General features: G+C 74.3%; 20 protein-coding genes and 1 pseudogene. 10 read left to right on the top strand and 11 right to left on the bottom strand.

What is annotated here, in order from left to right; translation table 11 throughout:
* Positions 1 to 18: 18 nt before the first annotated feature.
* Both ACIBQ8_RS50095 and ACIBQ8_RS50090 read right to left on the bottom strand, forming a co-directional pair.
* Positions 19 to 3,306 carry a LamG-like jellyroll fold domain-containing protein gene (locus tag ACIBQ8_RS50095; protein WP_397195762.1) on the bottom strand — a complete coding sequence of 1,096 codons (3,288 nt, stop codon included), beginning with the start codon at positions 3,304 to 3,306 and terminating at the stop codon, positions 19 to 21.
* A 163-nt stretch (positions 3,307 to 3,469) separates the two neighbouring features.
* Positions 3,470 to 4,702 (bottom strand): aminotransferase class V-fold PLP-dependent enzyme, encoded by a 1,233-nt coding sequence (locus tag ACIBQ8_RS50090; RefSeq protein ID WP_397195761.1) that lies wholly within the window; start codon positions 4,700 to 4,702, stop codon positions 3,470 to 3,472.
* On the opposite strand from ACIBQ8_RS50090, the gene ACIBQ8_RS50085 reads away from it, so the two are divergent.
* On the top strand, positions 4,701 to 6,113 hold the full coding sequence (locus ACIBQ8_RS50085) for a PLP-dependent aminotransferase family protein (protein ID WP_397195760.1): 1,413 nt from the start codon (positions 4,701 to 4,703) through the stop codon (positions 6,111 to 6,113). The genes ACIBQ8_RS50090 and ACIBQ8_RS50085 overlap by 2 nt on opposite strands.
* Before the next feature lie 63 nt (positions 6,114 to 6,176).
* Here the strand turns inward: ACIBQ8_RS50085 and ACIBQ8_RS50080 are convergent, their stop codons facing one another.
* The 3 genes from ACIBQ8_RS50080 to ACIBQ8_RS50070 all read right to left on the bottom strand — a co-directional run bounded on the left by ACIBQ8_RS50080 (position 6,177) and on the right by ACIBQ8_RS50070 (position 7,591).
* Positions 6,177 to 6,596, bottom strand: a complete 420-nt coding sequence (locus ACIBQ8_RS50080) for a hypothetical protein (protein ID WP_397195759.1) — start codon at positions 6,594 to 6,596, stop codon at positions 6,177 to 6,179.
* A gap of 85 nt (positions 6,597 to 6,681) precedes the next feature.
* Positions 6,682 to 7,038, bottom strand: coding sequence for a hypothetical protein (locus tag ACIBQ8_RS50075; RefSeq protein WP_358300312.1), 357 nt, complete (start codon positions 7,036 to 7,038; stop codon positions 6,682 to 6,684).
* 1 nt (position 7,039) lies between these two features.
* Positions 7,040 to 7,591, bottom strand: coding sequence for a TetR/AcrR family transcriptional regulator (locus ACIBQ8_RS50070; protein ID WP_397180257.1), 552 nt, complete (start codon positions 7,589 to 7,591; stop codon positions 7,040 to 7,042).
* Between the two features lie 96 nt (positions 7,592 to 7,687).
* Between ACIBQ8_RS50070 and ACIBQ8_RS50065 the strand changes: the two are divergent.
* A pseudogene (locus tag ACIBQ8_RS50065) lies at positions 7,688 to 8,654 on the top strand (serine hydrolase domain-containing protein).
* 95 nt (positions 8,655 to 8,749) lie between these two features.
* The gene (locus ACIBQ8_RS50060; protein ID WP_397195758.1) at positions 8,750 to 9,622 is read left to right on the top strand and encodes an endonuclease/exonuclease/phosphatase family protein; all 873 of its coding nucleotides are present in this window, start codon (positions 8,750 to 8,752) and stop codon (positions 9,620 to 9,622) included.
* Between the two features lie 68 nt (positions 9,623 to 9,690).
* Here the strand turns inward: ACIBQ8_RS50060 and ACIBQ8_RS50055 are convergent, their stop codons facing one another.
* The gene (locus ACIBQ8_RS50055) at positions 9,691 to 10,071 is read right to left on the bottom strand and encodes a winged helix-turn-helix transcriptional regulator (RefSeq protein WP_397180260.1); all 381 of its coding nucleotides are present in this window, start codon (positions 10,069 to 10,071) and stop codon (positions 9,691 to 9,693) included.
* Positions 10,072 to 10,154: 83 nt separating this feature from the next.
* On the opposite strand from ACIBQ8_RS50055, the gene ACIBQ8_RS50050 reads away from it, so the two are divergent.
* The gene (locus ACIBQ8_RS50050) at positions 10,155 to 10,589 is read left to right on the top strand and encodes a nuclear transport factor 2 family protein (protein ID WP_397195757.1); all 435 of its coding nucleotides are present in this window, start codon (positions 10,155 to 10,157) and stop codon (positions 10,587 to 10,589) included.
* A gap of 243 nt (positions 10,590 to 10,832) precedes the next feature.
* Here the strand turns inward: ACIBQ8_RS50050 and ACIBQ8_RS50045 are convergent, their stop codons facing one another.
* Complete coding sequence (locus ACIBQ8_RS50045; protein WP_397195756.1) at positions 10,833 to 11,291, bottom strand: winged helix-turn-helix transcriptional regulator; 459 nt, start codon at positions 11,289 to 11,291, stop codon at positions 10,833 to 10,835.
* A gap of 83 nt (positions 11,292 to 11,374) precedes the next feature.
* Between ACIBQ8_RS50045 and ACIBQ8_RS50040 the strand changes: the two genes are divergently transcribed.
* Positions 11,375 to 12,571 (top strand): MFS transporter, encoded by a 1,197-nt coding sequence (locus ACIBQ8_RS50040; RefSeq protein ID WP_397195755.1) that lies wholly within the window; start codon positions 11,375 to 11,377, stop codon positions 12,569 to 12,571.
* A 6-nt stretch (positions 12,572 to 12,577) separates the two neighbouring features.
* Here the strand turns inward: ACIBQ8_RS50040 and ACIBQ8_RS50035 are convergent, their stop codons facing one another.
* Together ACIBQ8_RS50035 and ACIBQ8_RS50030 are read right to left on the bottom strand one after the other, a co-directional pair.
* A complete protein-coding gene (locus tag ACIBQ8_RS50035; protein ID WP_397195754.1) occupies positions 12,578 to 13,402 on the bottom strand; it encodes a nitroreductase/quinone reductase family protein in 825 nt (274 codons plus the stop codon).
* A gap of 274 nt (positions 13,403 to 13,676) precedes the next feature.
* On the bottom strand, positions 13,677 to 14,090 hold the full coding sequence (locus tag ACIBQ8_RS50030; RefSeq protein WP_397180265.1) for a VOC family protein: 414 nt from the start codon (positions 14,088 to 14,090) through the stop codon (positions 13,677 to 13,679).
* A gap of 196 nt (positions 14,091 to 14,286) precedes the next feature.
* Between ACIBQ8_RS50030 and ACIBQ8_RS50025 the strand changes: the two genes are divergently transcribed.
* Positions 14,287 to 14,469, top strand: coding sequence for a hypothetical protein (locus ACIBQ8_RS50025; RefSeq protein WP_397195753.1), 183 nt, complete (start codon positions 14,287 to 14,289; stop codon positions 14,467 to 14,469).
* 154 nt (positions 14,470 to 14,623) lie between these two features.
* The gene (locus ACIBQ8_RS50020; protein ID WP_397180267.1) at positions 14,624 to 16,009 is read left to right on the top strand and encodes an MFS transporter; all 1,386 of its coding nucleotides are present in this window, start codon (positions 14,624 to 14,626) and stop codon (positions 16,007 to 16,009) included.
* 15 nt (positions 16,010 to 16,024) lie between these two features.
* On the opposite strand, the gene ACIBQ8_RS50015 is transcribed toward ACIBQ8_RS50020, so the two are convergent.
* Positions 16,025 to 16,639 carry a dihydrofolate reductase family protein gene (locus ACIBQ8_RS50015; protein ID WP_397180268.1) on the bottom strand — a complete coding sequence of 205 codons (615 nt, stop codon included), beginning with the start codon at positions 16,637 to 16,639 and terminating at the stop codon, positions 16,025 to 16,027.
* 128 nt (positions 16,640 to 16,767) lie between these two features.
* On the opposite strand from ACIBQ8_RS50015, the gene ACIBQ8_RS50010 reads away from it, so the two are divergent.
* The gene (locus tag ACIBQ8_RS50010) at positions 16,768 to 19,494 is read left to right on the top strand and encodes a LuxR C-terminal-related transcriptional regulator (RefSeq protein ID WP_397195752.1); all 2,727 of its coding nucleotides are present in this window, start codon (positions 16,768 to 16,770) and stop codon (positions 19,492 to 19,494) included.
* On the opposite strand, the gene ACIBQ8_RS50005 is transcribed toward ACIBQ8_RS50010, so the two are convergent.
* Positions 19,478 to 21,952, bottom strand: a complete 2,475-nt coding sequence (locus ACIBQ8_RS50005; protein WP_397195751.1) for an ATP-binding protein — start codon at positions 21,950 to 21,952, stop codon at positions 19,478 to 19,480. The genes ACIBQ8_RS50010 and ACIBQ8_RS50005 overlap by 17 nt on opposite strands.
* A gap of 178 nt (positions 21,953 to 22,130) precedes the next feature.
* On the opposite strand from ACIBQ8_RS50005, the gene ACIBQ8_RS50000 reads away from it, so the two are divergent.
* On the top strand, positions 22,131 to 22,586 hold the full coding sequence (locus ACIBQ8_RS50000) for a carboxymuconolactone decarboxylase family protein (RefSeq protein ID WP_397180271.1): 456 nt from the start codon (positions 22,131 to 22,133) through the stop codon (positions 22,584 to 22,586).
* A gap of 61 nt (positions 22,587 to 22,647) precedes the next feature.
* A complete protein-coding gene (locus tag ACIBQ8_RS49995) occupies positions 22,648 to 23,112 on the top strand; it encodes an iron chaperone (protein WP_397180272.1) in 465 nt (154 codons plus the stop codon).
* Positions 23,113 to 23,323: the final 211 nt, after the last annotated feature.

Genomic DNA, 23,323 nt, shown 5'->3' with positions numbered 1-23,323 from the left:
ATTCTCCCAGGGAGGGGGCTACTGGGCTGCTAGCTGGGCTATCTGCTCGGCGCTGAGCACGCCGTCGTACGTGCGGACGTCGTCGACGGTCCCCGGCCAGTAGCCGGTGAAGACGCCCGCGGTCTTGGTCCGGCCCAGTTGCAGGGGGCCGGTGGCGGTCCAGGTGCTCACGTGGGGGGTGACGGTGGTGGCCGACAGGCGGCCGTTGACGTAGACGCGCAGCTCGCCGGCCAGGGCGTCGTACACGCCGGCGACGTGCGTCCATTCCAGGGGGGCGGGGACGGCGTCCGAGCGGGTGCGGACGAGGGCGGCGGTGTCGGTGTCGGCGGCGGCCATGCCGAGGGCCCACCGCCCCTGTTCCTTGTCGAAGCCGAGCTGGAACCCGGCCGCCCTGGCGCCCGGCTGGGCGACGGCGGCGGTGTCCTTGGCGGGCAGGTAGTCGAGCTGGGTCCAGACGGCGACGGTGAACCCGGAGCCGGTGGCGACGGCGGGCGCGGCGGTCTGGGCATGGCCGGTGGCGCCGTCGAGCGCGAGGGCGCCGTCCAGCCAGCCGTCGGTCCAGGTGGCGGCGCCGGCCAGCGCGGCGGGCGTGGCCCGGCCGGAGGAGTCGGCGGCCGACAGGCCGCCGTCCTCGTCCAGCTTCCAGTGGCCGACCAGCGTGGCGGCGCTGTTGACCAGGTCGGCGACCTCGTCGGCGAACATGGCGCGGCCGTAGACGCGCACGTCGTCCACGTCGCCGGGCCAGAAGTCGGCCGCCGCGCCACCCGCCTTGCCGCGGCCGATGGTCAGCGGGCCGGTGGCGTTCCACGGCGCGGGGACGGCGACCGAGGACTCCGCCCGGCCGTTGACGTAGAGGGAGATCTGGCCGGCCGCCGAGTCGTAGACGCCGGTCAGGTGGGTCCACTCGTTCAGCCGGGGCGCGGCGGCCGACAGCGCGCGCACGGTCGTCGCGGCGTCGGCGTCGGCGCCGGTGACGGCCAGCGCCCAGCGGTTGTCGGCCTTGCTGTACTGGAGCGAGAACGCGCCGGTCCGGCCGCCCTCCTGGGTGACGGCGGTGGCGGAGGCGGCGGTGCCGGTCAGGCGGACCCAGGCGGCGACGGCGAAGTTGCGCCCGGTGTCGGCGACCGGGCCGCCGGTCTGGGCGTAGGCGCCCGCCAGCCGCACCGCGCCGCCGGTCCGGCCCGCGGTCCAGGTGGCGCCGTACAGGGTGGCGGGGTGGGCGCCGGCGGCGTCGGCGGCGGTGCCGCCCTGGCCCTCGTCCATGGGCCAGTGGCCGGCCGGTCCCTGTCCGGCGTTGACGTTGAAGACGTACGTGCGGATCGGGCCGAGCTGCCCGGCGCGGTCCTTGCTGCGCACCGACAGGACGTTCGGGCCGTCGTGGCGCGGGGTGAGGGTGATCGCGGCCGTGCCGTCCTGGGCGGGCGGGACCTCGGTCTTGGGGGTGGTGTCCAGGCCGTAGACGTAGGCGGCGACGTCGGTGACGCCGTTGGGGGCGAAGGTGAACCGGCCGGCCAGGCCGACGCCGTCGCTCCAGCCGTTCTCGGCGAACCGGTCGGAGGACACCTCGGGCTCCCGGCCGGGGGCGGTGGCGTCCACGGTGGCCTCGCACCAGGGGCTCCAGGCACTGTTGGCCTTGCCGTCCTCGGCGCGGACCCGCCAGCGGACCAGCGCGCCGTCGGCGTACAGGCTCTGCGGGACGAGGGCGGAGAAGGCCGTGCCGGTCGAGCCCACGGGGGTCAGGTACTCCCCCGCCTTGGTCCCGTCGGCCCGGTACCACTCGAAGCGGCCCCTGACGGAGTTGTCGGCGTCCTTGAGCCGGGCCCAGAGCTTGGGCGCGGGCGTGCTGATGACCGGCCGGTCGTCGCCGGAGACGCACGGGCCGCCCGGGTCGGACCAGGCGTCGGCCGCCACCGGGTCGGCGGGCAGCGAGTTGTACTCGATGACCAGGCTCGGGTTGTTGCGGAACTTCTTCCAGGCGTACTGGTCGGTCTCGCTGGTGGCGCGGAGGCCGACGGTGATGTTGGCCCACTTGTTGGCGGCGGCGTCGGCGACCTGGGAGGTGACGTCGAACTCGACGCCGCCGGGCAGGCAGGCCGAGCCCCAGCCCTTGGCCACGTTCACCGTGGACAGCTTCTTGACCCACTTGGGCTGGTTGCTCCAGGTGGTGCTCTTGCTGATCGTGTTGGTGGACCACGCCTCGACCGCGCGGGCGCTGCACGAGTACGACCACGTCTCGTACGTGCGCAGCGTGCCCTTGATGATCTGCTTGCCGTGGATCGTGGAGCCGGTGTTCATCTGGAAGAACGAGCGGTTGGTCTGCGAGTTGACGTGCCCGACGCGGGCGACGTCGCTGGAGTTGAGGTAGTTGGAGCTGGGCCAGTTGCTCCACACGGCGGTCCAGGCGCCGCGGGCGGCCGAGAAGTACGGGTCCAGGAACACCGGGTAGCGGGTCTTCGGGTCGCTCATCATCGCGCGGTCCGGCCGCAGCCGCAGCTTCCTGCCTTCGAGCGAGACGCCCATGGTGGCCTGGCGGGCCTCGGGCGCGCGGCCCTCCTTGACCGCGGCCTGGCCGGCGCCGGTCGAGTCCCACATCGTGGGGGTGGGCGCGATGAAGATCGTGCCGCCGGTGCGGTCGACCGCCTCCAGGTTGCCCGCCTTGTCGGCGGTGAGCGACAGGCCGCTGACCGACAGCGGGAAGTCCAGGTCGGGCAGGGCTCGCGCGGCGGCCCGCGTCTTGACCACCAGGACGTGGGAGAACCCGTCCACGTCGGCGGTGACCCGCAGGTCCACGCCGGGCAGCACCTCGGGGTAGGTGGCGGTGTCGCCGTCGAGCGAGGGCCTGGGCAGCGTGCCCGGCCAGGTCAGCTCCAGGGCCTTGCCGCCGCGGTACAGGCGGGCGAGCGGGCCGCCGCCCCCGCCGGAGAAGGTCAGCCCGGCCGCCGTCGCCACCGGTTCCACCGCGCCGTCGGGACGCAGGCGCAGCGTGGTGTCCACGGGCACCCAGCCGGCGGCCTGGCGGACGCGGACGGGGCGGGCGTGCTGTTCGAGGGTGAAGGTGCCGTCCGGACGGGCGAAGACCTGGCGGGTCTCGCTGCGCATCGACTCGATCTCGACCGGGCGGCCGGCGCGCCTGGCCGCGGCGGTCGCGGCCGTCTCCGGCGCGAGGGAGGCGAGGGGCGCTGGGGGCGCTGGGGGCGCGCTCGCCGCCGGAGGCGCGCCTGCCTCCGGCGGCTCCGCGCCGGCGGGCGGCACCGCCGGGATCGTGAAGGCCAAGACGGCCGCGACCAGCCCACGCACAACCCGCATCGGTCCTCGCATGTCGACCAGAGGTCCGCGCGGGACCAGGCGATCTTCGATTGACGAACGGATTGTCACCCGCGTAATGCCGTACGTCTAGATCTTCTGGCGAAATTCGCCATAAGTTGGGACACGTCTGGAAGGAACCGCCGTCAGCCGCTCGCGGAACCCGTCACCGGGGTGCGGCGGCGAGTTCGGCGACCGCCGCGACGACCAGGTCCACCTCCTGCTCGGTGTTGTAGTAGTGCGGCGACAGGCGCAGGCACCAGTCGACGTCCTTGTCCCCGAAGTCGAACTGGGCGAAGTGCCGGAAGCTGAGCGCCGAGTTGACGCCGCGCGCGTCCAGCGCCGCCTTGAACGGCTCCGCCCGCCAGCCCTCGACGGCGAAGGTGACCAGCGCGCCCAGCCGCCGCCCCCGATCGAGCACCCGCACCCCGGGCAGCGCGGCCAGCCCGTCGCGCAGGCCGGCGGCCACGGCCGGGGTGCGCCGGGCGACGGCGTCCACGCCCACCCGCCGGGCGTAGCGGGCGGCGGCCGCGCAGCCGAGCACGACGGAGTAGGGGAACTCCCAGTCCTCGAACCTGGCCGCCGTCGCGACCGGCTCGTAGCGGCCCGGCTCGGTCCAGCGCGCGCCGTGCATGTCGATGAACAGCGGCTCGTACCCGGCGTCCAGGACGCGGTCGGCGACGTAGAGGAACCCGGAGCCGCGCGGGCCGCGCAGGAACTTGCGGCACGTGGCGGTGAGCAGGTCGCAGCCGATCTCCTCGACGTCGACCGGGTACTGGCCGACCGACTGGCAGGCGTCCACCAGGTAGAGCAGGTCCAGCTCGCGGCAGTGCCGGCCGATCTCGGCGACCGGCTGGACCAGGCCGGAGTTGGTGGGGATGTGGGTGGCGGCCACCAGGCGCGGGCGGTGCCGGCGCATCAGCGCGGCCATGGCGGGCACGTCCACGCCGCCCTCGGGCAGGTCGGGCGCGTGCACGACCCGTACCCCGAACCTCCTGGCCAGCGAGAGGAAGGCGATCTGGTTGGAGATGAAGTCGTTGCGGGTGGTCAGGACGACGTCCCCGGCCGCGAACGGGATCGCCGACAGCGCGGTGGAGAAGGCGTGGGTGGCGCTGCCGGTGAAGGCGATGTCGCGGGGAGCGCAGTTGATCAGGGCGGCGGTCTCGGCGTAGAAGCCGGCGACCTGCGCCGCGCGGGCGGCGGCGGCCTCGTAGCCGCCGAGGTGCGCCTCCAGCCGCAGGTGGTCGACCATCGCGGCGAGCACCGGAGCGGGCAGCAGGCCGCATCCGGCGTTGTTGAAGTGCACGACCTCCTCCGCGCCCGGGGTGTCGGCGCGCAGGGCCGCGACGTCCAGAAGCGATTCTGGCGAAGTGCTGGAAGCGCTATCATCGGTTTCCATGTCCGACAGTAGCAGTTCGGCCGAGCTGGCGACCAGGATGCGCGCGATGATCGACCGGCTCGCGCCGGGCGACCGGCTGCCGAGCAGCAGGGAGCTGATCCGCCGCTACAAGGTCGGGCCCGCCACCGTGTCGCAGGCGATCGCCGCGCTGGCCGCCGAGGGCGTGGTGGTCACCCGTCCCGGCAGCGGCACCTACGTCGCGGCCCCGGCGCGGCGGCGCGCCGGGGTCCCAGACACCGCGTGGCAGAGCGTCACCCTCGCCGACCGGGCCGTGGACACCCGCAGCCTCACCGGCGCGGTCGGCGCGCTCCCCGAGGCCACGATCCTGCTGGACGGCGGCTACCTGCACCGCTCGCTCCAGCCCACCCGCGCCCTGACCGCCGCGCTGGCCCGCGCGGCCCGCCGTCCCGACGCCTGGGACCGCGCCCCGGCCGCCGGCCTGGCCTCCCTGCGCGCCGTGTTCGCCGCGATGGCGGGCGGCGGGGTGAGCGCCGAGGACGTCCTGGTCACGGCCGGCGGGCAGAGCGGCCTTTCCATGGCGTTCCGGGCGATCGGCGGGCCGGGCGATCCCGTCCTGATGGAGTCGCCCACCTACCCCGGGGCGATCGCCGCCGCCCGCGCGGCCGGCCTGCGCCCGGTGCCGGTGCCGACGGACGCCGACGGCCTCAAGCCCGACCTGCTGGCCGACGCCTTCGCCCTGACCCGCGCCCGCCTGCTCTACTGCCAGCCGACCTACCACAACCCGACCGGCGCGGTGCTGGCGCCGGGCCGCCGGCGGCAGGTCCTGGACACCGCCCGCGCGGCCGGCGCCTTCGTGATCGAGGACGACTTCGCGCGCCACCTCGGCCACGGCGCGCCGGTGCCGCCGCCGCTGCTGGCCGACGACCGCGACGGCACGGTGGTGCACCTGACCTCCCTCACCAAGCCGGCCGCGCCCAGCCTGCGCATCGGCGCCCTGACCGCCCGGGGCCCGGTCATGGAACGCCTGCGCGCCGTGCGGCTGGTCGACGACTTCTTCGTCGGCCGCCCGCTCCAGGAGGCGGCGCTCGACCTGCTCACCTCCCCCGCCTGGGAGCGGCACGTCCGGTCGCTGGGCGCGGCGCTGCGGGAGCGGTGCGCGACGCTGGCCGCCGCCGTCCTGGCCGAGCTGCCCGGCTGGACCCTCGACCGGGTGCCCGCCGGCGGCCTGCACCTGTGGGTGCGCCTGCCCGGCGGCGCCGACGACGCCGTGGTCGCCGACGCGGCCCGCCGCGACGGCGTCGCCGTCAGCGCGGGCAACCGCTACTTCGCCACCGAGCTCCCGGGCGCCTTCCTGCGCCTCGGCTTCGCCGCGACCGCCGGGCACGCCGAGCTGGCCGAGGCCGTTCGGCGGCTCGCGGAGGCAGACCGCGCTGTGGCGGCGTCCCGGTAGCGCTTCTGGGTGAGCCTTGAGCGCTTCGGGTCAGCACTGAGCGCTTCCGGGTCAGCCCTGGGCCTAGACGGTCGCCGTCCAGGTCAGCACGTTCGAGGGCTTGAGGTCCTGGTGGACCAGCCCGGCAGCGTGGATGCCGATCAGCGCCTCGGCGACCCCCGCGACCAGCCGCCGGACGGTGGCCGGCGGCGGCGGACCGCGCTCGGCCACGGCCTGGTGCAGCGAGGGCCCGCAGATGTAGGCCGTGGCCAGCCAGGGGACGGCCGCGTCGGGGTCGGCGTCCACCACGGGGGCGGTGAAGGCGTCCTGCACCCGCTGCGCCGCCTGCACCTCCTGGCGGAACCGGCGGCGGAACTCCGGGGCGGCGGCGTACTCGGGCTTGACGACCTTCAGGGCCAGGAGGCGGCCGCCCGGCGAGACGGACAGGGGGACCCGGCCCGTGCCGCCCTCCCCCAGCCGGGTGCGGAGCGGGTACCCGGCCACCGACGTGGGGTCCTCCGGGAAGAGGGGAGGGAACTACGGCGCCTGTCCCGTATTCGCCCCCCACCGTCTGTGGTGCGGGCGGCCGTCAGCGGACGGCGATGGCCTCCTCGACGAGCGCCACGGCGGCGCGCGGGTCGGCGACCTCGATCACCAGCCGGGCGTAGCGTTCGTCGGCCAGCTCGATGACCACGGCCTTGGCGGCGTCGTGCACGTCCCAGAAGACCTTCTCGCCGTTGAGGTGGAACGTTCCGGCCGTGATGACGCCGGGCAGGTGGGCGCCGGGCGCGCGCACCCCCTTGGGGTCGCCGACGATCCCCGGGTCGGCGGTGGCGCCGCGGACGTTGGCCAGCGGGATGACCAGCCGGCTCTTCAACGCCCACAGTTTGTCCAGGCCCTCGATCTCCACGACCAGCGTCTGTCCGTCAATGCTGATCCTCGCCATGTCATGCTCCTTGGTGGTGGTGGGTGAGCCGGCTTGCCAGCGCGGCGCCGGCCCGGTCGATGTCGGTGTTCGCGGTCCCCGCCCTGGCCCGCATCCGCAGGCCGAGGACGGCCGCGGTGAGCGCGAAGGCCAGGTCGTCCTCGCCCTCGCTCCCGGTCGCCGCCCTGGCGGCCCGGTCGAACGCGGCCAGCACGGCGGCGAGCCGGTCGGCGACCTCGCGATCGACCGGCGCGCGTTCGACCGCGGCCAGCAGCAGCAGGTTGAGGCCGACCTCGGCGGCCGGTTCTGCGGCGGCCACGCGCAACGCCCCGGCCAGGTCGCCGGCGGCGGCGATCCGGTCGATCAGCGGGTTGACGTCGTGCTCCAGGGACCAGCTCAGCGCGGCCTGGTAGAGACCGCGCTTGCTGCCGAAGGTCTTGTACAGGCTGTTGCGGTGGACGCCGAGGTGGGTCACCAGCTCGTCCATGGAGATGCCGTCGTAGGACCGGGTCGAGAACAGCTCCGCCGCCGCCCGTATCACGGTGGCCTCGTCGAATCCTCTTGGTCGTCCCATGCCTCGATCGTATACAGTAAAGGAACGTTCAGTCAAGAACGTTCATTCCTAAACTCCCGGAGACGTGCGCCTGGACCGCACTGGGAGGATCGGGCCATGTCCGAACTGCACCGGCGAACAGCGGCCCTCGTCTCCGAAGCCGGCTACCGCGACGACGAACCGATCGTGGCCGGGATCCACCGGCGCGGCGCGCCGCCCGTCCTCGTGGCGCGCGGGATGACCGCCTCCGGTGCACCGATGAGCGCCACGACCGTCCTCTATGCCGCGTCGCTGTCCAAGCAGATGACCGCGGCGTGCGCGGCGCTGCTGGTCAGGGATGGGGTGCTGGACGTGGAGTCGCCTCTGTCGGGGTGGTTGCCCGGGTTGCCGGGGTGGGCCCGCGCGGTCCGGATCCGGCACCTCGTCCACCACACGGCGGCCCTTCCGGCGGACGCCGAGATCGACGCGCTCCAGGGCTCCGCCGACCGCACCACGCCGGGCATCCTCGCGGCCCTCACCCGCTTCCCGGCCCTGGACCGCCCGCCGGGCACCGCGCACGTCTACTCCAACGCCGGGTACGTCTGTCTGGCGGCGGTGCTGGAACGAGCGTCCGGGCTGCCCTTGCCCGATCTCGCCCGCCGCCGGCTCTTCGCTCCCCTGGGGATGACCGGCACCCGCTTCTGGCCGGGCCCTGGGCCCCATGCCGGCGGGCGCCGCGCCGCTCGTCCGCCTTCGTCCCGCGCCTCTGTCGCTCGGGGACGGGGGCGCGTGGACGACCCTCGGCGACCTGCTGCGCTGGAGCCAGGCACTGAACGCGGACGAGCTCGGTGTCTCACCGCTCATGCAGACCCCGGGACGGCTCGACGACGGGACGCCGATCGACTACGCGTGGGGAATGGGCGTACGGTCACATGCCGGACATGTCGCCTACCGCCACGGCGGAGGCTGGACCGGACTGCGCGCCCTGCAGGCCCGCGTCCCCGACCTGGACGTGAGCGTCGCGCTCATCGCCACCCGCGACGACACCGATCGCCGGATACCGCTCCTCGACGCCCTCCTCGAAGCAGCGCTCCAAGCCCCCTGAACCGGAACGACCGCCCCCGCACGGACGGTCGCGACCGACGGAACGCTGGACCCAGCGGCGGCGGGACAGCAGGCCCACACCCCCGCCCCGGCCAAATGCCCGGGGCGGGTTCACAGGTGGCGCGCTCACCGCAGAACAGGCGACTGCGCGGTTGGTCTAAGTTTGGGCGGGTGCGAGTGGTTTCGGTGAACGCGTGGGGTGGGGCCATGTTCGGTGAGCTGGCGCCCTGGGTGGAGGGGTGCGGCGCCGACGTGCTGTGCCTGCAGGAGGTGACGCGCACGCCCGGCCTGCGCGGCTGGACCAGGTTCGACGACGCCGAGCGGTCCCTGCCGCAGCGGGCCGACCTGCTGGCCGACCTCGGCTCGCGCCTCCCCCGCCACCAGCCGCTTTTCGCCGTCAGCGACTCCGGCCCGGTCCAGGACCAGGAAGGCGGCTCGCACCGGCAGGACTTCGGGGTCGCCACGTTCGTCGCCGAGACGCTGCCCGTCGTCGGCGTGCGGTCCGCGTTCGTGCACGGCGGCTACGTCGAGCACCAAGACGGGTGGCCGGCCGGCGACCGGCCGCGCGCCGCCCTGGCCGTGCGCGTCTTCGACCGCCCGGCACGGCGGTTCGTCACCGTCGTGAACCTCCACGGCCTGCGGGACGCCGGCGGCAAGGCCGACACCCCGGCCCGCCGCGCCCAGGCCGGACGGCTCGCCGCCCTCGTCGCCGGCGCGCGCGAGGAGGGCGACCTGACCGTGGTGTGCGGCGACCTCAACCTCCTGCCCGGCAGCGAGACGTTCCGGATCCTGGCCGGGCTGGGCCTGCGCGACCTGGTCCGCGACGCCGACACCAGGACCTCCCGCTATCGCAAGCCCGTGCGGCACGCGAGCTACCTGCTCGTCTCCGACCCTGCCGCCGTCAAGGAGTTCGAGGTGGCGGCCGCCCCAGAGGTGTCCGACCACCGCGCCCTGATCCTCGACCTCTAGCCCCGTTTCCGCACCTGGACGATCGTCCGGCCTTCACAGGTACGGAGTCTTCTGGGCGGTGGCTGCCGTCAACCCTTGCGTTCGTGATCGTAGGCGGCCTGGGCCGCGGCGACGGCGGCGCCGTGTCGCTTGGCCCAGTCGGTGAGCTCCAGCAGCGACTTGTGGAGTTCCCGGGCCATCTCCGTCAGCGTGTACTCGACCTTGGGCGGAACGACCGGATGGACGGTGCGTACGAGCAAGCCGTCCCGCTCCAGCTTGCGCAGCTTGAGCGTGAGCATGCGCCGGCTGATTCCCTTGATCGAGCGTTCCAGCTCCGTGAACCGGACCGGACCCTGCGCGGCGGCCACCAGGATGCCGATGCTCCACTTCCCGGAGACGTGATCGAGGACCTCCGAGACCGGGCACGCCTCGCGGGCCAGGGCTGACACATCGATGTGACTCTGGGACATGAAAGTGCCTTCTTCCACCGGGCTCGACAGTCACCAATCATGTACTCCGTATCAAATCGTGCACCAAACCGGAAGGTGGCCCCATGATCCAGCACCTCGCGGACCGCACCGCGATCGTGGACACCGTCATCGCCTACGCGACAGCCCTGGACACCAGGGACTGGGAGACCCTGGGCGCGCTGTTCACCGACGACGCCTGCTGGGAGTACAGCGGTTCGGGCGAACGGCTCCGCGGGCCTGAGGCGATCATTGCCAGGATCAGCACCAGCATGGAGCGATTCGACGCCACCCATCACCTGAACGGCAACCATGTCGCCGCAGTGCACGGTGACGATGCGGAGCACACTTGCTACTACCAGGCCCAGCATGTCCGCCTTGGTCTGCCCGATGGCGAGAAGTTCCTTGCCGGAGGTCGCTACGACGACCGGCTGCGCCGCACCCCGGACGGCTGGCGGTTCACCCACCGCAGGATCATCAGCGTCTGGAGCGAGGGAAACCCCGCCGTGATCACGTCCTGACGGCAGGCCAATGGTCGTCAGCGGAGTTGCCGGGGTCGATGTCGAGTAGGTCCAGGAGCTGGAGTCGGAGGGGTGTCGGCCGGGGGACGGCCGGTGGGTCCTGGCCGTTGGCGGGGACGGGCTTCATGGTGGCGAGGGCGCTCAGAAGGAGTCTTCCGGCAAGATGAGCAGGCCGCCCCACGAGCCCAGGACCAACCTGACGCACCGATCGACCACAAAGATCCATATGTGCCGAGAACAGGTCTAGCCGGACGCGGCGGTCTTGCGCACGCGGGAGGTCCCGGCGGACAGCGGCGTGCCGTCCTGGCCGAGCGGGTGCAGCGTGGGCAGCTCGCGCCCCTGGCCGTCGACCAGGACGGAGTGCGGCTCGTCCGGGGCGAAGGCGTGGCGCTCACCCCACTGGCGCAGGGCGACGACGGCGGTGAACAGGTCCTGCCCGGCCTCGGTGAGCCGGTAGGCGTGCCGCCTGCCGCCGTCGGCGCTCCTGTCGAGGATGCCGTGCTCGACCAGCTTGCGGAGCCGGTCGGTGAGGATGTTGCGGGCGATCCCCAGCCGCTGGTGGAAGTCGGTGAAGGTGGTGGCGCCGTCCATCGCGTCGCGGACGATCAGCAGGCTCCACCGGTCGCCGACCAGGTCGACGGCGCGCGCGACCGGGCAGGCCGGGTCGGTCCAGGCGCTTCCCGCGGCGAGTGTGACGTCCATCGGACCCTCCGATCAGTTGCAATTCGAAACCATTATGCCCTAGCCTCCGATCGGTTGCATATTGAAACTGATGGGGGAGTGACATGTCGCCAGGACTGACCGGCAGGCAACGGATCGTGCTCGCACTGGTGTGCGCGGTGGCCGTGTCGCCCGTCTACGGCATCCAGCCCGTCCTCCAGGCCGCCGGCCGGGACCTCGGGCTGGCGGACGGATCGCTGGGCTGGCTGGTCGCCGCCGGCCAGATCGGCTACCTGGCGGGGCTGGTGCTGCTCGTCCCGCTCGGCGACCTGTTCGACCGGCGCCGGCTCATCACGGCCCACCTGCTGCTGACGGCGGCGGGCGCCGGGGTGGCCGCCGTCGCGCCCGGGGGCGGCCTGGCGATGACGGGCCTGGCCCTGGCCGGGCTGTTCGCCGTGGTCGTCCAGGTCACGGTGGCCTATGTCGCCGCCGTCTCACCGCCCGGCGAGCGCGGCCGCAACATCGGCACGGTCACCTCGGGCGTGGTGGCCGGGATCCTCGGGGTCCGGATGGTCGCGGGCCTGCTGGGCGAGCTGGCCGACTGGCGGGCGGTCTACCTGGTCATCGCCGCGTCGTGCGTGCTGCTCGCGCTCGCCGCCCGCCTGGTCCTCGACGCCGACGTCCGGCGCCCGCGGGTCTCCTACGGCCGGTCGCTGTCGTCGCTGGGCAGGCTGGTGGCCGGCGACCGGCTGCTGCTCAGCCGGGGGCTGATCGCGTTCTTCCTGTTCGCCTCCTTCGGCACGTTGTGGAGCGGGCTGGCGCTGCCGCTCGGCGCCGCGCCGTGGCACCTCGGCACCACCGAGATCGGGCTGTTCGGGCTCGCCGGGCTCACCGGCGCGCTGGGCGCGGCCCGGGCCGGCCGCTGGGCCGACCGGGGCCTGGCGTCCTCGGTCACCGGCTGGTCGCTGGCGCTGCTCGCCGCCTCGTGGCTGCTGACCGCGCAGGCGGGGTGGTCGTTGTGGCTGCTGATCGCGGGCGTAGTCGTCCTCGACTTCGCCGTGCAGGCCGTGCACGTCAGCAGCCAGCACCTGCTCACCACCGCGCGTCCCGACCGCAGTAGCGGGGTCATCGGCGCGTACATGGCCTGCTACTCCCTCGGCTCCGCGCTCGGCGCGATCACCACCGCCTGGGCCTACAGCCTCGCGGGATGGCCGGCCGCCTGCCTGCTCGGCGCGGCCTACGCCGCGCTCGGGCTCGTCGTCGCCGTCTCGACCCGGCGGCTCACCGCCGCGCCGGCGGCACCCGCGTCCGCCTCGGCCTGAACGGGCTCAGGGGAGGTCGAGGATCGGCACGAGCTGCTCCTCCTCGTACGCCAGATGCGCTTCGAGCTCGTCGGTCAGCCGCTCGACCTCCGCGCGCACCCGCACCGGGTCGTCACCCGACAGGGCCTCCTTCAGCTCCGCAACCAGCACGCTCACCCGCTCGTGCTCCACGGCCAGCCGCTCGATCACCGGGGCGAGCGCGGGATGCCGCTCGGCCAGCGCCGGGAACAACATCGTGTCCTCGCCGGTGTGATGGTGGTGCAGCCCCTGGCACATGGTCAGGCAGTTGACGCGCAGCTGCACGCCCAGGCCGGCACGTCCGGTGTCGGCCAGTTCCTTGCGGATGAGCGCGAGCTCGCGGCGGAAGCCGTCGTGCACCAGCTTGAGGTACGCCCCGCCGGAGGGCGCGGTCGACCGGGGCGGCCCCGGCACGACCTTCAGCGCGACGACGGGAATGATCCGGGTCGTCTTCGCCTGGTAGTCGGCCCAGCCGGGGTCGCTCTCCACGGCGCGGGCGAAGGCGGCGTCCCGTTCGGCCCCTTCCAGGACCTCCGCCTCGACGTCGAAGACGAAGACGCCGCTCTCGACGGTGGCACGGGGGTCGGCGCGCAGGTTGTGGTACCAGGCGGGGTTCCTCGGCGCCCCGCCGGCGGAGGCGATGACCAGCATGCGCTCGCCGCCGTCCGGCAGGTAGCCGAGCGGGGTGGTGTGCGGCCTGCCCGAACGGGCGCCGGTCGTGGTGAGCAGGAGCAGTCGCGCTCCCTCGAAAAAGCCGCCGACCTGGCCGTTGTTGGCGCGGAACTCGTCGATGACCTGCTTGTTGAAATCCACTCTTCTCCATGGGTGATGGTCTCTGCTCTGACGTGCTGAGGAGGAGAAGAGGAAGCGGCGGGCCGCGCGCCCGCCGGGCGGTCACGCCAGGGCCGGGCTGCTCTCTGGTGCGTGGCCCAAGGCCGACCCGGCAGTCACGGGGGCGACGTTACTTCATCAAGATATTTTTCGCAAAGCCGACAAACCTCCAGGCTGCGTCCGCGGTGGTCCGGCGTCGGCACGACCGTGCGCCGGCGCCGGACCTCACCGCCTCCCGCGGAGGCGCCCGCCGCGGCTACTCGGCGTAGGGCTGGTCCTCGCCCTGGTCGCTGTAACCCAGGCTCCAGACGTAGCCGTCGGGGTCGGCGAAGGTGCCGCCGTAGCCGCCCCACGGCAGGGCGCCGGCGGGCTTGAGGATCGTGGCGCCGGCCTTCTCGGCCTCCTCCATGATCTCGTCCACCCGCGCCTCGCTGCGGACGACGTAGGTGAGCACGACCCCGCTGAACCCGCTGCCCTCCGGGCTCAGCCCGATCTGGCCGGCCAGGCCCTCGCGGCCGTAGAAGCCGACAGGCGAGGCGCCGTCGGACTCGAAGAACACCGAGATGCCGTAGTCGTTCTGGATCTTCCAGCCCAGGCCCTCGGTGTAGAACCGCTTGGCCGCCTCCATGTCGCGGACGGCGAGGAGGATGGAGCTGACGTGCGCTTTCATACCGTGTCTCCTTGGTGCTTCAGACGTTTGCGACGATGAGGGCAACGCTACGGAGGCCGCCCGTCCGGGCGCTTCTCGAATCCTGACCGGTTGGACCGGCCATGAGAGACGTACGGCGAGAGCGACGACTTCTGTCATCGCCCACCGGTGACTGCGGCGTCTACGCCGGATCCGCCGGCTCCGCCAGGCCCGGACCATGACGAACGACACGCAGCGCAGCGCCCCCCGCTGGACCCTCGGCCTGGCCGCCGGCATCGCGATCGGCACGGGCCTCGGCGTCGCCCTGCACAACATCCCGCTGGGGCTCGCGCTGTCGCTCTGCCTCGGCGCGGCCCTCGCCCACGCCCTTCCCGCGAAGAAGGCGCAGGACCAGGAGTAACCCCCGCGCCGGTCGAATCCGCACACGAACCACGGGCCCCGCGATCTCGCGAGGGCCCGTTCTTGATGTCCGGACGGCGATTTGACGGACGCCCGCCCATTGTACGAGTATCCCGAACTGTACGTTTTTCCCGGACAATCGTATGAAGGTGCGCATGAGACGCCGACCCGGCCTGATCCTCGCCCTGCTGGCCCTTTCCCAGCTCATCACCTCCCTCGACTTCAACATCGTCTTCGTCGCCCTCCCCAGGATCGGCGCCGACCTCGACTTCTCCCCGCAGACCCTGCAATGGGTGGCCAGCGCCTACGCCGTCGCGTACGGCGGATTCCTCCTGCTCGGCGGCCGGGCGGCCGACCTGCTCGGCCCCCGCCGGATGTTCGTCGGCGCGCTGGCGCTGTTCGCGCTCGCCTCCCTGGCGGGCGGCCTGGCGCAGAGCCCCGGGGCGCTGATCGCCGCGCGGGCCGCGCAGGGACTGGGCGGCGCGCTGCTGTTCCCGGCCACGTTGGCGCTGGTCAACACCGGTTTCGCCGAGGGGACGGCGCGCAACGGGGCGCTGGCGGTGTGGAGCGGCGCCGGAGCCGGCGGGCTGGCGCTCGGATCCCTGCTCGGCGGCCTGCTCACCGGCGCCTGGGGCTGGGAGGCGGTCTTCTACGTCAACGTGCCGCTCGCCGTCGTCGCGATCGCCGGAGCCTGGCTGCTGCTGCCCGCCGACGGGGCCCGCGCGCGGGGCCGCCGGTTCGACGTCCCGGGCGCGGTGCTGGCCACCGGCGGCGTCAGCCTGCTCGCCTACGCGCTCATCCAGGGCCCCGAGTCCGGATGGAGCTCGCCGCTGATCACCGGCGGGTTCGTGCTGGCCGCCGTGCTGCTGGCCGCCTTCGTCGCGGTCGAGAAGGCGGGCGCCGACCCGCTCATGCCGCTGCGGCTGCTCGGCAACCGCAGCCTCAGCTCGGCCGTCGCGGTCATCCTGGTCTTCGGCGCCACGTTCAACGCGCTGCCGTACTTCCTGACCGTCTACTTCCAGACCGTGCTCGGGTACGGCGCCGTGGCGACCGGGCTGGCGTTCCTGGTGCCGTCCCTGCTGATCGCGCTGGGCACCCAGCTCGGCGGGCGGCTGGCCGGGCGGATCGGGATGCGGGTGACGCTGCTCCTGGGAACCGTCGGCGGGGCGGCGGGCACCGCGCTGCTGGCGATGGGGATCAGCGCCGACGGCTCGTACTGGGCCGTGCTGCCCGGCATCGTCGTGTCGGGCGTCAGCCAGGGCCTCACCTGGACCGGGATGTGGATCGCCTCGGCCACCGGCGTGGCGGCGGGCGAGCAGGGGATCGCCTCCGGCATGGCCTCCACCGCGCTCCAGGTCGGCGCGGCGCTCGGGCTCGCGGTGCTGGTCGCGGCCGGCGGGGTGGGCGAGGCCACCGGGCCCGCGCTCGCCTCGGGGATGCGCACGGCGGTGCTCGTCGCGGCCGCGGGCATGCTGCTCGGGACGGTCGTCGCCCTCACCTTCGCCCGCCGCCGAGCCACCGCCGCCCCGATCCCCGCCTGACCCGCCGGTTCGGGCTCAGCCCTGGCGGAGGCGGTCGTAGAGCAGGCAGATCGCGCCCGATCCGGTGGTCGTCAGGTCGGTCAGCGACCAGTGCGCGGCGGGCAGGCCGTCCTCGAACAGCCGGGCGCCGCCGCCGGCCACCTCGGGGCAGAGCGTGATGCTGAGCCGGTCGAGCGCGTCCGCCGCCAGCAGGGCCCTGATGACGCTGCCGCTGGCCAGGACGACGACGTCCCCGCCGGCCTGTCCCCGCAGCCGCTCGACCTCCGCGGCGGGGCCGGTCTCGGCCAGGCGGGAGTTCTGCCACGTCGCCTCCGTCAGGGTCGAGGAGAAGACGATCTTCTCGGTCTCGTCGAGCCATTGGGCGAAGGCCCGGTCGCGGGGGTCGGCGTCCGCGTCCTTGGCCACGGCCGGCCAGAAGGAGCCGAAGCCCTCGTAGTTCCTGCGGCCGAGCAGGACGGTGGTGGCGGCGCCGGTCACCCGGATCATGTGGTCGCGGGCTCCGTCGCTGAGGGCGTGCGGGACGATCCAGCTCATGTCGTACTCGCCGCCCGGGCCGCTGACCCGGCCGTCGAGGGACAGCGAGATGTTGCCGACGACCCTGCGGCCCTGGATGGTGTCGTGCTGCGTCATGTCGGGTTCTCCTGGTGGGGTGCTTGTTCCGATGGGCACGATCCTGCCGTCCTGGCGGGCCGGGAACATCGGCCACCTGGCAGAGATGCCGCCGAACCCCTGGCGTATTTGCTGGCATACTTCGGGCGATGTCTGATGTCCGTCATGTTCCGGCAGAGTTGTCGTCGTTCGTGGGCCGGGCCGAGGAGCTGGCGGCGGCCGGCGAGGCGGTGGCGGCCGGGCGGCTCCTGACCCTGACCGGGCCCGGCGGGTGCGGCAAGACCCGGCTGGCGATGCGCCTGTGCCGGGCGGCGTCCGGGGCGTGGCCGGACGGCGTGTTCTGGGTCGGCCTGGAGCAGGAGACGGACGGCGGCCAGGTCGGCCGCCGGATGGCTGCCGCGCTGGACGTCCCGCTGCCCGCCGACCGGGACCCGGTGCCGGTGCTGGCCGCCGCGCTGCGCGAGCGCGAACTCCTCGTCGTGGTCGACAACTGCGAGCACGTGCTGGACGACGCCGCCGGGGTCGTGGCGGCCGTCCTGGCCGAGTGCCCGCGGGTGGCGGTGGTCGCCACCAGCCGGTCCAGGCTCGGCGTGCCCGGCGAGCGGGTGTGGCCGGTGCCGCCGATGAGGCTGGCCGACGCGCTGGAGCTGTTCCTCGAACGCGCCCGCTCCGGCGCCCCGGACGCGACCGGCCCCGCCGCCGCCAGGGCGGCCGAATCGCAGGCCAGACGGATCTGCGACCGGCTCGACCGGCTGCCCCTCGCGCTGGAGCTGGCGGCCGGCTGGGCGGGCGCGCTGTCGCTGGCCCAGATCGCCGACTCCCTGAGCGCCCCCTACGCCCTCCTGGACGGCGGCGCGCGGACCACCCCCTTCCGCCAGCGCACCCTGCAGGCGTCGATGAGCTGGAGCCACGACCTGCTGGACGACGACGAGCGGGTGCTGTTCCGGCGCGCCGGGGTGTTCGAGCCGGGCTTCACCGCCGACGCCGTCACCCGCCTGGCCGAGCTCGGCGGGCCGGACGCCGGGCGCCTGCTCAGGGCGCTGCGGGGGCTGATCGACAAGTCGCTGGTCGTGGCCGACACGACCGGCCCGGTGGCCCGGTACCGGATGCTCGGGGTGGTGCGGGCGTACGCGCTGGACCGCCTGGCGGCGGCGGAGGAGGAGACCGCCGCGCGCGACCTGCACCTGGAGGTGCACGCGGCGTTGCCCGCGGAGCTGGCGCCGCTGCTGGAGACCGACAAGGACGCCTGGCGGGCGCGGCTGGGCGCCGCCTATCCCAACGTGCGGGCGGCGATCGAGTGGGGGCTGTCACGGCCGGACCCGGCGCGGGGGCGGCGGCTGGCCGCGGACTGCGCGTGGCTGTGGCACCTGGAGGGGCGCGGCGCCGAGGGGGCCGCGCTGCTGCGCCGGGCCGCGGCGCTCGGCGCGGACGAGCGCGGCCCGCTCCAGGCCCGCGTCCTGGCGGCGCTGGCGCTCGTGCTCAACACCGCCGAGCCGGGGATCGAGGCGTTCGAGGTGGCGCGGGCGGCGCGGGACCTGGCCGAGGCGGCCGGCGTCCCGGAGGCCGCCCGGCCGGCCGGGCCGCTGATCGCGCTCGGCCTGCTGGCGACGGGCCTGCCCGAGGCGCTGGCCGAGGCCCGCGCGGTGCGGGACGAGGCCGTCCGGGCCGGGGACGGGTTCGTCGCCGACAGCGCCGAGGCGATCGCCGGCCTGGTGCACGTGCTCGGCGACGACTACCGGCGGGCGATCGAGTGCTTCGAGCGGGCCGTGGAGCGGCTGGTGGCGCGCGGCGACCGCGGCGTGGCCTCCTTCGCGCTGGGCTGGTGGGCGCTGGCCGCCGCCCGGTCGGGCGCGCCGGAGCGGGCCGCCGAGCTGGCCGGACGGGCCGTCGCGACCGCGGAACCGCTGCGTGACCTGCACTGGACCGGCTCGGCCCGGGTCGTCCTGGCCGAGATCCGCATCCTGCAGGGCCGGCTGGAGGAGGCCGCCGCCGCCCTGGAGCCCGTGGACCGGCTGATCGACGGGCTCGGACGGCTGCCGTTCATCACCGGCTGGGAGCGCTGCAAGGCCATGCTCGCCCTCGGGCACGACCGGCCGGACGAGGCGGTGGAGTGGTGCTGGCGGGAGGGCCGCTGGCAGCAGGAGCCGGACGCGGCGTGGCTGGCCCCCGACACCCAGCTCGTCCTGGCGGCGGCGCTGCGCCGGTCGGGCGCGCACGCGGCGGCGGCGCGGCTGCTGGAGGCCCTGTCGCGCTCGCCGGTCACCGGGCGCATGCCGCGGGTGCGCGCCGGGGTGCTGGACGAGCTGGCGCTGCTGTCCCACGACAGCGACCCCGAACGCGCGCTGCGGCTGCACCACGAGGCCCTGCGCATCCACGTCGACCACGCCCTTGTGCTCGGCCAGGTGGCCGGCCTGGAGTCGCTGGCGCTGCTCGACCTGCGCCGCGGGGCCGTCAAGGCGGCCGGGGTGCTGGCCGGAGCCGCCGAGCGGGCACGCGCGGACCTCGGGGCCGCGCCCCGCCCCCTCCCGCCCGTAGACGGCGAGCAGGGCCGCGAGCTGCGCGCGGCCGTCGAGCGGGGACGCGCGATGGACCTGGACACGGCGCTCGCCCACGCCACCCGCGCGCGGGGGCCGCGCCGCCGGCCCGAGTCCGGGTGGGAGAGCCTGACCCCGGCCGAGCGGTCGGTGGCCGGGCTGGCCGCCGAAGGGCTGTCCAACCCGGAGATCGCCGCCCGCCTGTTCGTCAGCCGGGGCACGGTCAAGACCCACCTGGCGCACGTCTACGCCAAGCTCCAGGTCGCCAACCGCACCGAGCTGGCCCGCGCGGCCGCCGCCCGGCCCGCCACCGACGAGGAGGGCGTCAGGCGTCCGGGTTGAGTTCGCGGCGGATGGCCTGGCTCGCCGCGCGGTGCTCGGCCGCGGCGGCCGGGTCGCTCTCGTCGAGCACGGCCGCGATGCCCTCGTGGGCCAGGGCCTCCTTGTGCCGCGCGCCCACCTTGGGCGCCAGGTCGAGGGCCTGGCGGTGCAGGCGCAGCGCCTCCTCCGGCAGGCCGGCCAGGCGGCAGGTCTCGGCGTAGCCGTAGAGGAAGTGCACCTTCCAGTGCTCCTCGAACAGCTCGTCCAGGAGGGCGAACGCCTGCCGGTGGCTCTCCAGCGCCTCCTCGTGGCGGCCCATCTGGCGCAGGGCGACGCCCAGGCAGTTGAGGCACCACGCCTCGTTGTGCTTGTGGCCGTCCTCGCGGGCCAGCTCCAGGGCCTGGCTCAGGTGCTGCGCTGCCTCGCCGGGCTCCTCGTGGACGATCGCCATGCCGAGGGTGATCCGGGCGGTCAGCGTGGCCGGCCAGCCGGGCTCGCCGTGCGTCTGCTCCAGCACGTCGCGGGCCAGCCGGGCGGCCTCCTCCCGGCGTCCCAGTTGCAGCATCGCCCACGCCTCGTCGGCGGCGGCGTGGGCCGCGCCCGTCGGGCAGCCGGCGTCGGCGTACAGCCGGGCCGCCTGCCTGAACAGGTCGAGCGGCTCCTCGACGTGGCCCTCGTCCCAGCTCAGGTAGCCGCGGCGCATCATCAGGTCCGCCGCGGAGCGGGCGTCGCCGACCTGGGACACCAGGGGGGCCGCCGCCTCGTACGCGGCCCCGGCCTCGGCCATGCGGCCCGCGTTGTAGCGGGCGAAGCCCAGGTCGCTGTGCGCCTCGGCGAGCTGCCAGGGGTCGCCCAGGCGTTCGGCCGCCGCCAGCGACCGTTCGAAGAGCACGTTGAGGTGGGTGGTGCCGCAGCGCCGGGCGAAGAACGCGCGCATGAAGCGGGGCAGCTCGCACGCGTGGGCGTCGGCGCCGGTGGCGACCGCCACCTCGAAGGCGCCCATGAGGTTGGTGTACTCCGCGCCGAACCAGCCCAGCGCCGCGTGCTTGCTGCGAAAGGCCGGCAGAGCCGCCGGCGGGGTGCCCGCCGACGCGGCGCGGCTGCCCGACTCGTACGGCATCGCGGCGTCGGCGGCGGCGGCCGCGTGCACGTAGTAGTCGAGCACCCGGCCCAGCGCCTGCTCCCGCTCGGCCGGCGTGTCCTGCTCCTCGGCGGCCCGGCGCGCGTGCTGGTGGACGAGGTCGTGCAGCGTGTACCGGCCGGGCGAGGGCTGCTGGACGAGGTGGGCGTCGAGCAGGTCCTCCAGCATCGTCCGCGCCTCGCGCAGCGGCACCCCGGCCAGGGCGGCGGCCACGTAGTCGTCGAAGGAGGACCCGGACAGCAGGCCCAGCAGCCGGAACAGGCGGCGCTGGGCCCGGTCGAGCTGCCGTACGGACATGGCGAAGGCGGTGTCGAACTCGCTCGGCCCCTCGGCCATGCGCTCGACCAGGATGCCGACGGTCCAGCCGGGACGGTGGCGCAGCCGGGCCCCGGCCAGCCGCAGGGCCAGCGGCAGGTGGCCGCACAGCCGCAGCACCTCGGCCGCCGCCTGCGGGTCCTGGGCCAGCCGCCCGTCGGGCCCGCTGGGGTCGCCGCTGGCGCGGGCCAGCAGCTCGGCGCTCTCCTGCGGGGTGAGCACGTCCAGCGAGACGGGCGGCACCTCCTCCAGGCCCAGCAGCCGGTTGCGGCTGGTGATCAGCGCGACGGACTCGCCCGCGCCGGGCAGCAGCATGCGGACCTGGTCGGCGCTCGCCGCGTTGTCGAGGACCACGACGGCCCGCCGCCCGGCCAGCTCGGCCCGCCAGCAGGCGGCCAGCGGCTCGATGCCGCCCTCCTGCGGGATCTTCTCCGAGGGCACGTCGAGCGCGGCGAGCAGCGAGCGCAGCGCGGGGTCGGGGTCGAGCGGTTCCCGGCCGTCGGTGAACCCGTGCAGGTCCAGGTAGAGCTGGGCGTCGGGGTAGTCGGCGGCGAGCCGGTGCGCGGCGTGCACGGCCAGGCACGTCTTGCCGACGCCCGCCATGCCGTCCACGGCGACCACCCGGCTCTGCGCGACCGCGGCCAGCACGGCGTCGAGATGGGCCGCGCGCCCGGTGAAGTCCGGCACGTCGCGCGGCAGGTCGTTGCGCGGCGGACGGGGAGCGCCGGCGGGCGCGGAGGGCGGCTGGACCTGGCGGCTCGCCTTGGGCGGCGCGGGAAGGGGGTTGGCCGCCCGGTCCCAGAGCGGGCGCAGGGGGCGCGGGTCGCGCTTGACCAGGCGGCACAGCTCGATCACCGCGGCCCACGGCGGCACCGACTGGCCGCTGAGGTAGCGCGACAACGACGACGAGCTGAGGCCCGTCTCGCGGGCGAGCGCCCGTACGCCGTGCCCGGAGAGCTCCTGGAGCAGGCGCAGCCGGGTGGCGAGCTCGTCCTGGGGGTCCGCCGTCTGGTGTCGAGTCACGCGTTCCTGCCTCTCTGTCCCGTCGCGGAAGAAACTTACCGGGACGAATCGCCGCAGGCCAACGGCGTTCCGGCTGTCCCACGGTGTCCCACGGGCATCGTGGCGGCGGGCCCGACGCGCTGAGATGGAGTCACGCCCCGGGGGACGGGGCGCCGACCAGGAAAAAGGGAGAACCACCATGCAGTCCCGAATGAAGAACCCGGCCTCCGTTCTGCCCGGCGCGATGCAGTCGATCCAGGAGCTGTTCAAGGCGGTGCACGCCGGCGGGGTGGACGCCGCGACGCTGGAGCTGGTGCACCTGCGGATCAGCCAGATCAACGGGTGCAGCGCCTGCGTGGACGCGGGCGTCAAGGGCGGCCGCAAGGCCGGGGTGAGCGAGGACCGGCTGGCCACGGTGGCCGCCTGGCGGGAGGCCCCGTACTTCACCGAGGAGGAGCGGGCGGCGCTGGAGCTGGCCGAGGCCGCCACGCGGCTGGCCGACCGGCCCGACGCGGTCAACGACGAGGTCTGGGACCGGGCCGCCACCTACTTCGACGAGAAGCAGCTCGCCGCGATCGTGCTGATGATCGGCGTGACGAACCTGTTCAACCGGCTCAACGCCAGCACCCGGCAGATCGCCGGCGCGTGGGGCTGAGCGACACCATCCATAAAACGGTCAGCACTAGCATTCACCCCACAGAGAAGGAGATTTCACCATGAGCACCGCGAAGAACACCGCCGCGTCCGACAAGGGTTTCGAGGGCTTCACCGAGGACGAGCGCGCGGCGATGAAGGCGCACGCCACCGAGCTGAAGAAGGCCGCCCGGCGCGGCGGGAAGGCGTCGGCCGCCGACGGCGAGCGCGACGTGCTGGAGAAGATCGCCGAGATGGCCGAGGACGACCGGGTGCTGGCCGAGGCGGTGCACGCCATCATCAGGGCCGCCGCGCCGGACCTGACGCCGAAGACCTGGTACGGCATGCCGGCCTATGCCAGGAACGGCAGCGTCGTGTGCTTCTTCAAGCCCGCGGCGAAGTTCAAGTCCCGCTTCGCCACCCTCGACTTCAACGACGGGTCGCCCCTCGAGGACGGCGCCATGTGGCCGAGCGCCTTCGCGCTGAAGGAGCTGACCCCCGACACCGAGGCGCGCATCGCCGCCCTCGTGCGGCAGGCCGCGGGCTGAGCCCCCGGCGGGCCCCTGCGGTCCTGCTCCACCGCGGCGCGCCGGACCCTTCTCCGGCCCGGCGCGCCGCAGTGGAGCACGGGACCGTTCAGACCTCGTCCACGCTGCTCGGCTCGCGCCGGGACAGATCGATACCGAGTTCCTCCGCCGCGCGGAAGACGTCCTCGTCGGTGTCGCGCATCTCGATGGACATGCCGTCGCTGGAGAGCAC

This window comes from Nonomuraea sp. NPDC049646 (assembly GCF_044465525.1).
Lineage (GTDB): Bacteria > Actinomycetota > Actinomycetes > Streptosporangiales > Streptosporangiaceae > Nonomuraea.
The sequence above is the reverse complement of the archived record's forward strand: the minus strand, read 5'-3'. Positions and strand labels throughout refer to the sequence as shown.

Coding starts and splice junctions, on each gene's coding strand:
- ACIBQ8_RS50095 (WP_397195762.1), bottom strand. CDS start 3,306: ATGCGGGTTGTGCGTGGGCTGGTCGCGGCCGTCTTGGCCTTCACGATC.
- ACIBQ8_RS50085 (WP_397195760.1), top strand. CDS start 4,701: ATGTCCGACAGTAGCAGTTCGGCCGAGCTGGCGACCAGGATGCGCGCG.
- ACIBQ8_RS50090 (WP_397195761.1), bottom strand. CDS start 4,702: ATGGAAACCGATGATAGCGCTTCCAGCACTTCGCCAGAATCGCTTCTG.
- ACIBQ8_RS50075 (WP_358300312.1), bottom strand. CDS start 7,038: ATGGCGAGGATCAGCATTGACGGACAGACGCTGGTCGTGGAGATCGAG.
- ACIBQ8_RS50070 (WP_397180257.1), bottom strand. CDS start 7,591: ATGGGACGACCAAGAGGATTCGACGAGGCCACCGTGATACGGGCGGCG.
- ACIBQ8_RS50060 (WP_397195758.1), top strand. CDS start 8,750: ATGCCCGGGGCGGGTTCACAGGTGGCGCGCTCACCGCAGAACAGGCGA.
- ACIBQ8_RS50055 (WP_397180260.1), bottom strand. CDS start 10,071: ATGTCCCAGAGTCACATCGATGTGTCAGCCCTGGCCCGCGAGGCGTGC.
- ACIBQ8_RS50050 (WP_397195757.1), top strand. CDS start 10,155: ATGATCCAGCACCTCGCGGACCGCACCGCGATCGTGGACACCGTCATC.
- ACIBQ8_RS50045 (WP_397195756.1), bottom strand. CDS start 11,291: ATGGACGTCACACTCGCCGCGGGAAGCGCCTGGACCGACCCGGCCTGC.
- ACIBQ8_RS50040 (WP_397195755.1), top strand. CDS start 11,375: ATGTCGCCAGGACTGACCGGCAGGCAACGGATCGTGCTCGCACTGGTG.
- ACIBQ8_RS50030 (WP_397180265.1), bottom strand. CDS start 14,090: ATGAAAGCGCACGTCAGCTCCATCCTCCTCGCCGTCCGCGACATGGAG.
- ACIBQ8_RS50025 (WP_397195753.1), top strand. CDS start 14,287: ATGACGAACGACACGCAGCGCAGCGCCCCCCGCTGGACCCTCGGCCTG.
- ACIBQ8_RS50020 (WP_397180267.1), top strand. CDS start 14,624: ATGAGACGCCGACCCGGCCTGATCCTCGCCCTGCTGGCCCTTTCCCAG.
- ACIBQ8_RS50015 (WP_397180268.1), bottom strand. CDS start 16,639: ATGACGCAGCACGACACCATCCAGGGCCGCAGGGTCGTCGGCAACATC.
- ACIBQ8_RS50010 (WP_397195752.1), top strand. CDS start 16,768: ATGTCTGATGTCCGTCATGTTCCGGCAGAGTTGTCGTCGTTCGTGGGC.
- ACIBQ8_RS50000 (WP_397180271.1), top strand. CDS start 22,131: ATGCAGTCCCGAATGAAGAACCCGGCCTCCGTTCTGCCCGGCGCGATG.
- ACIBQ8_RS49995 (WP_397180272.1), top strand. CDS start 22,648: ATGAGCACCGCGAAGAACACCGCCGCGTCCGACAAGGGTTTCGAGGGC.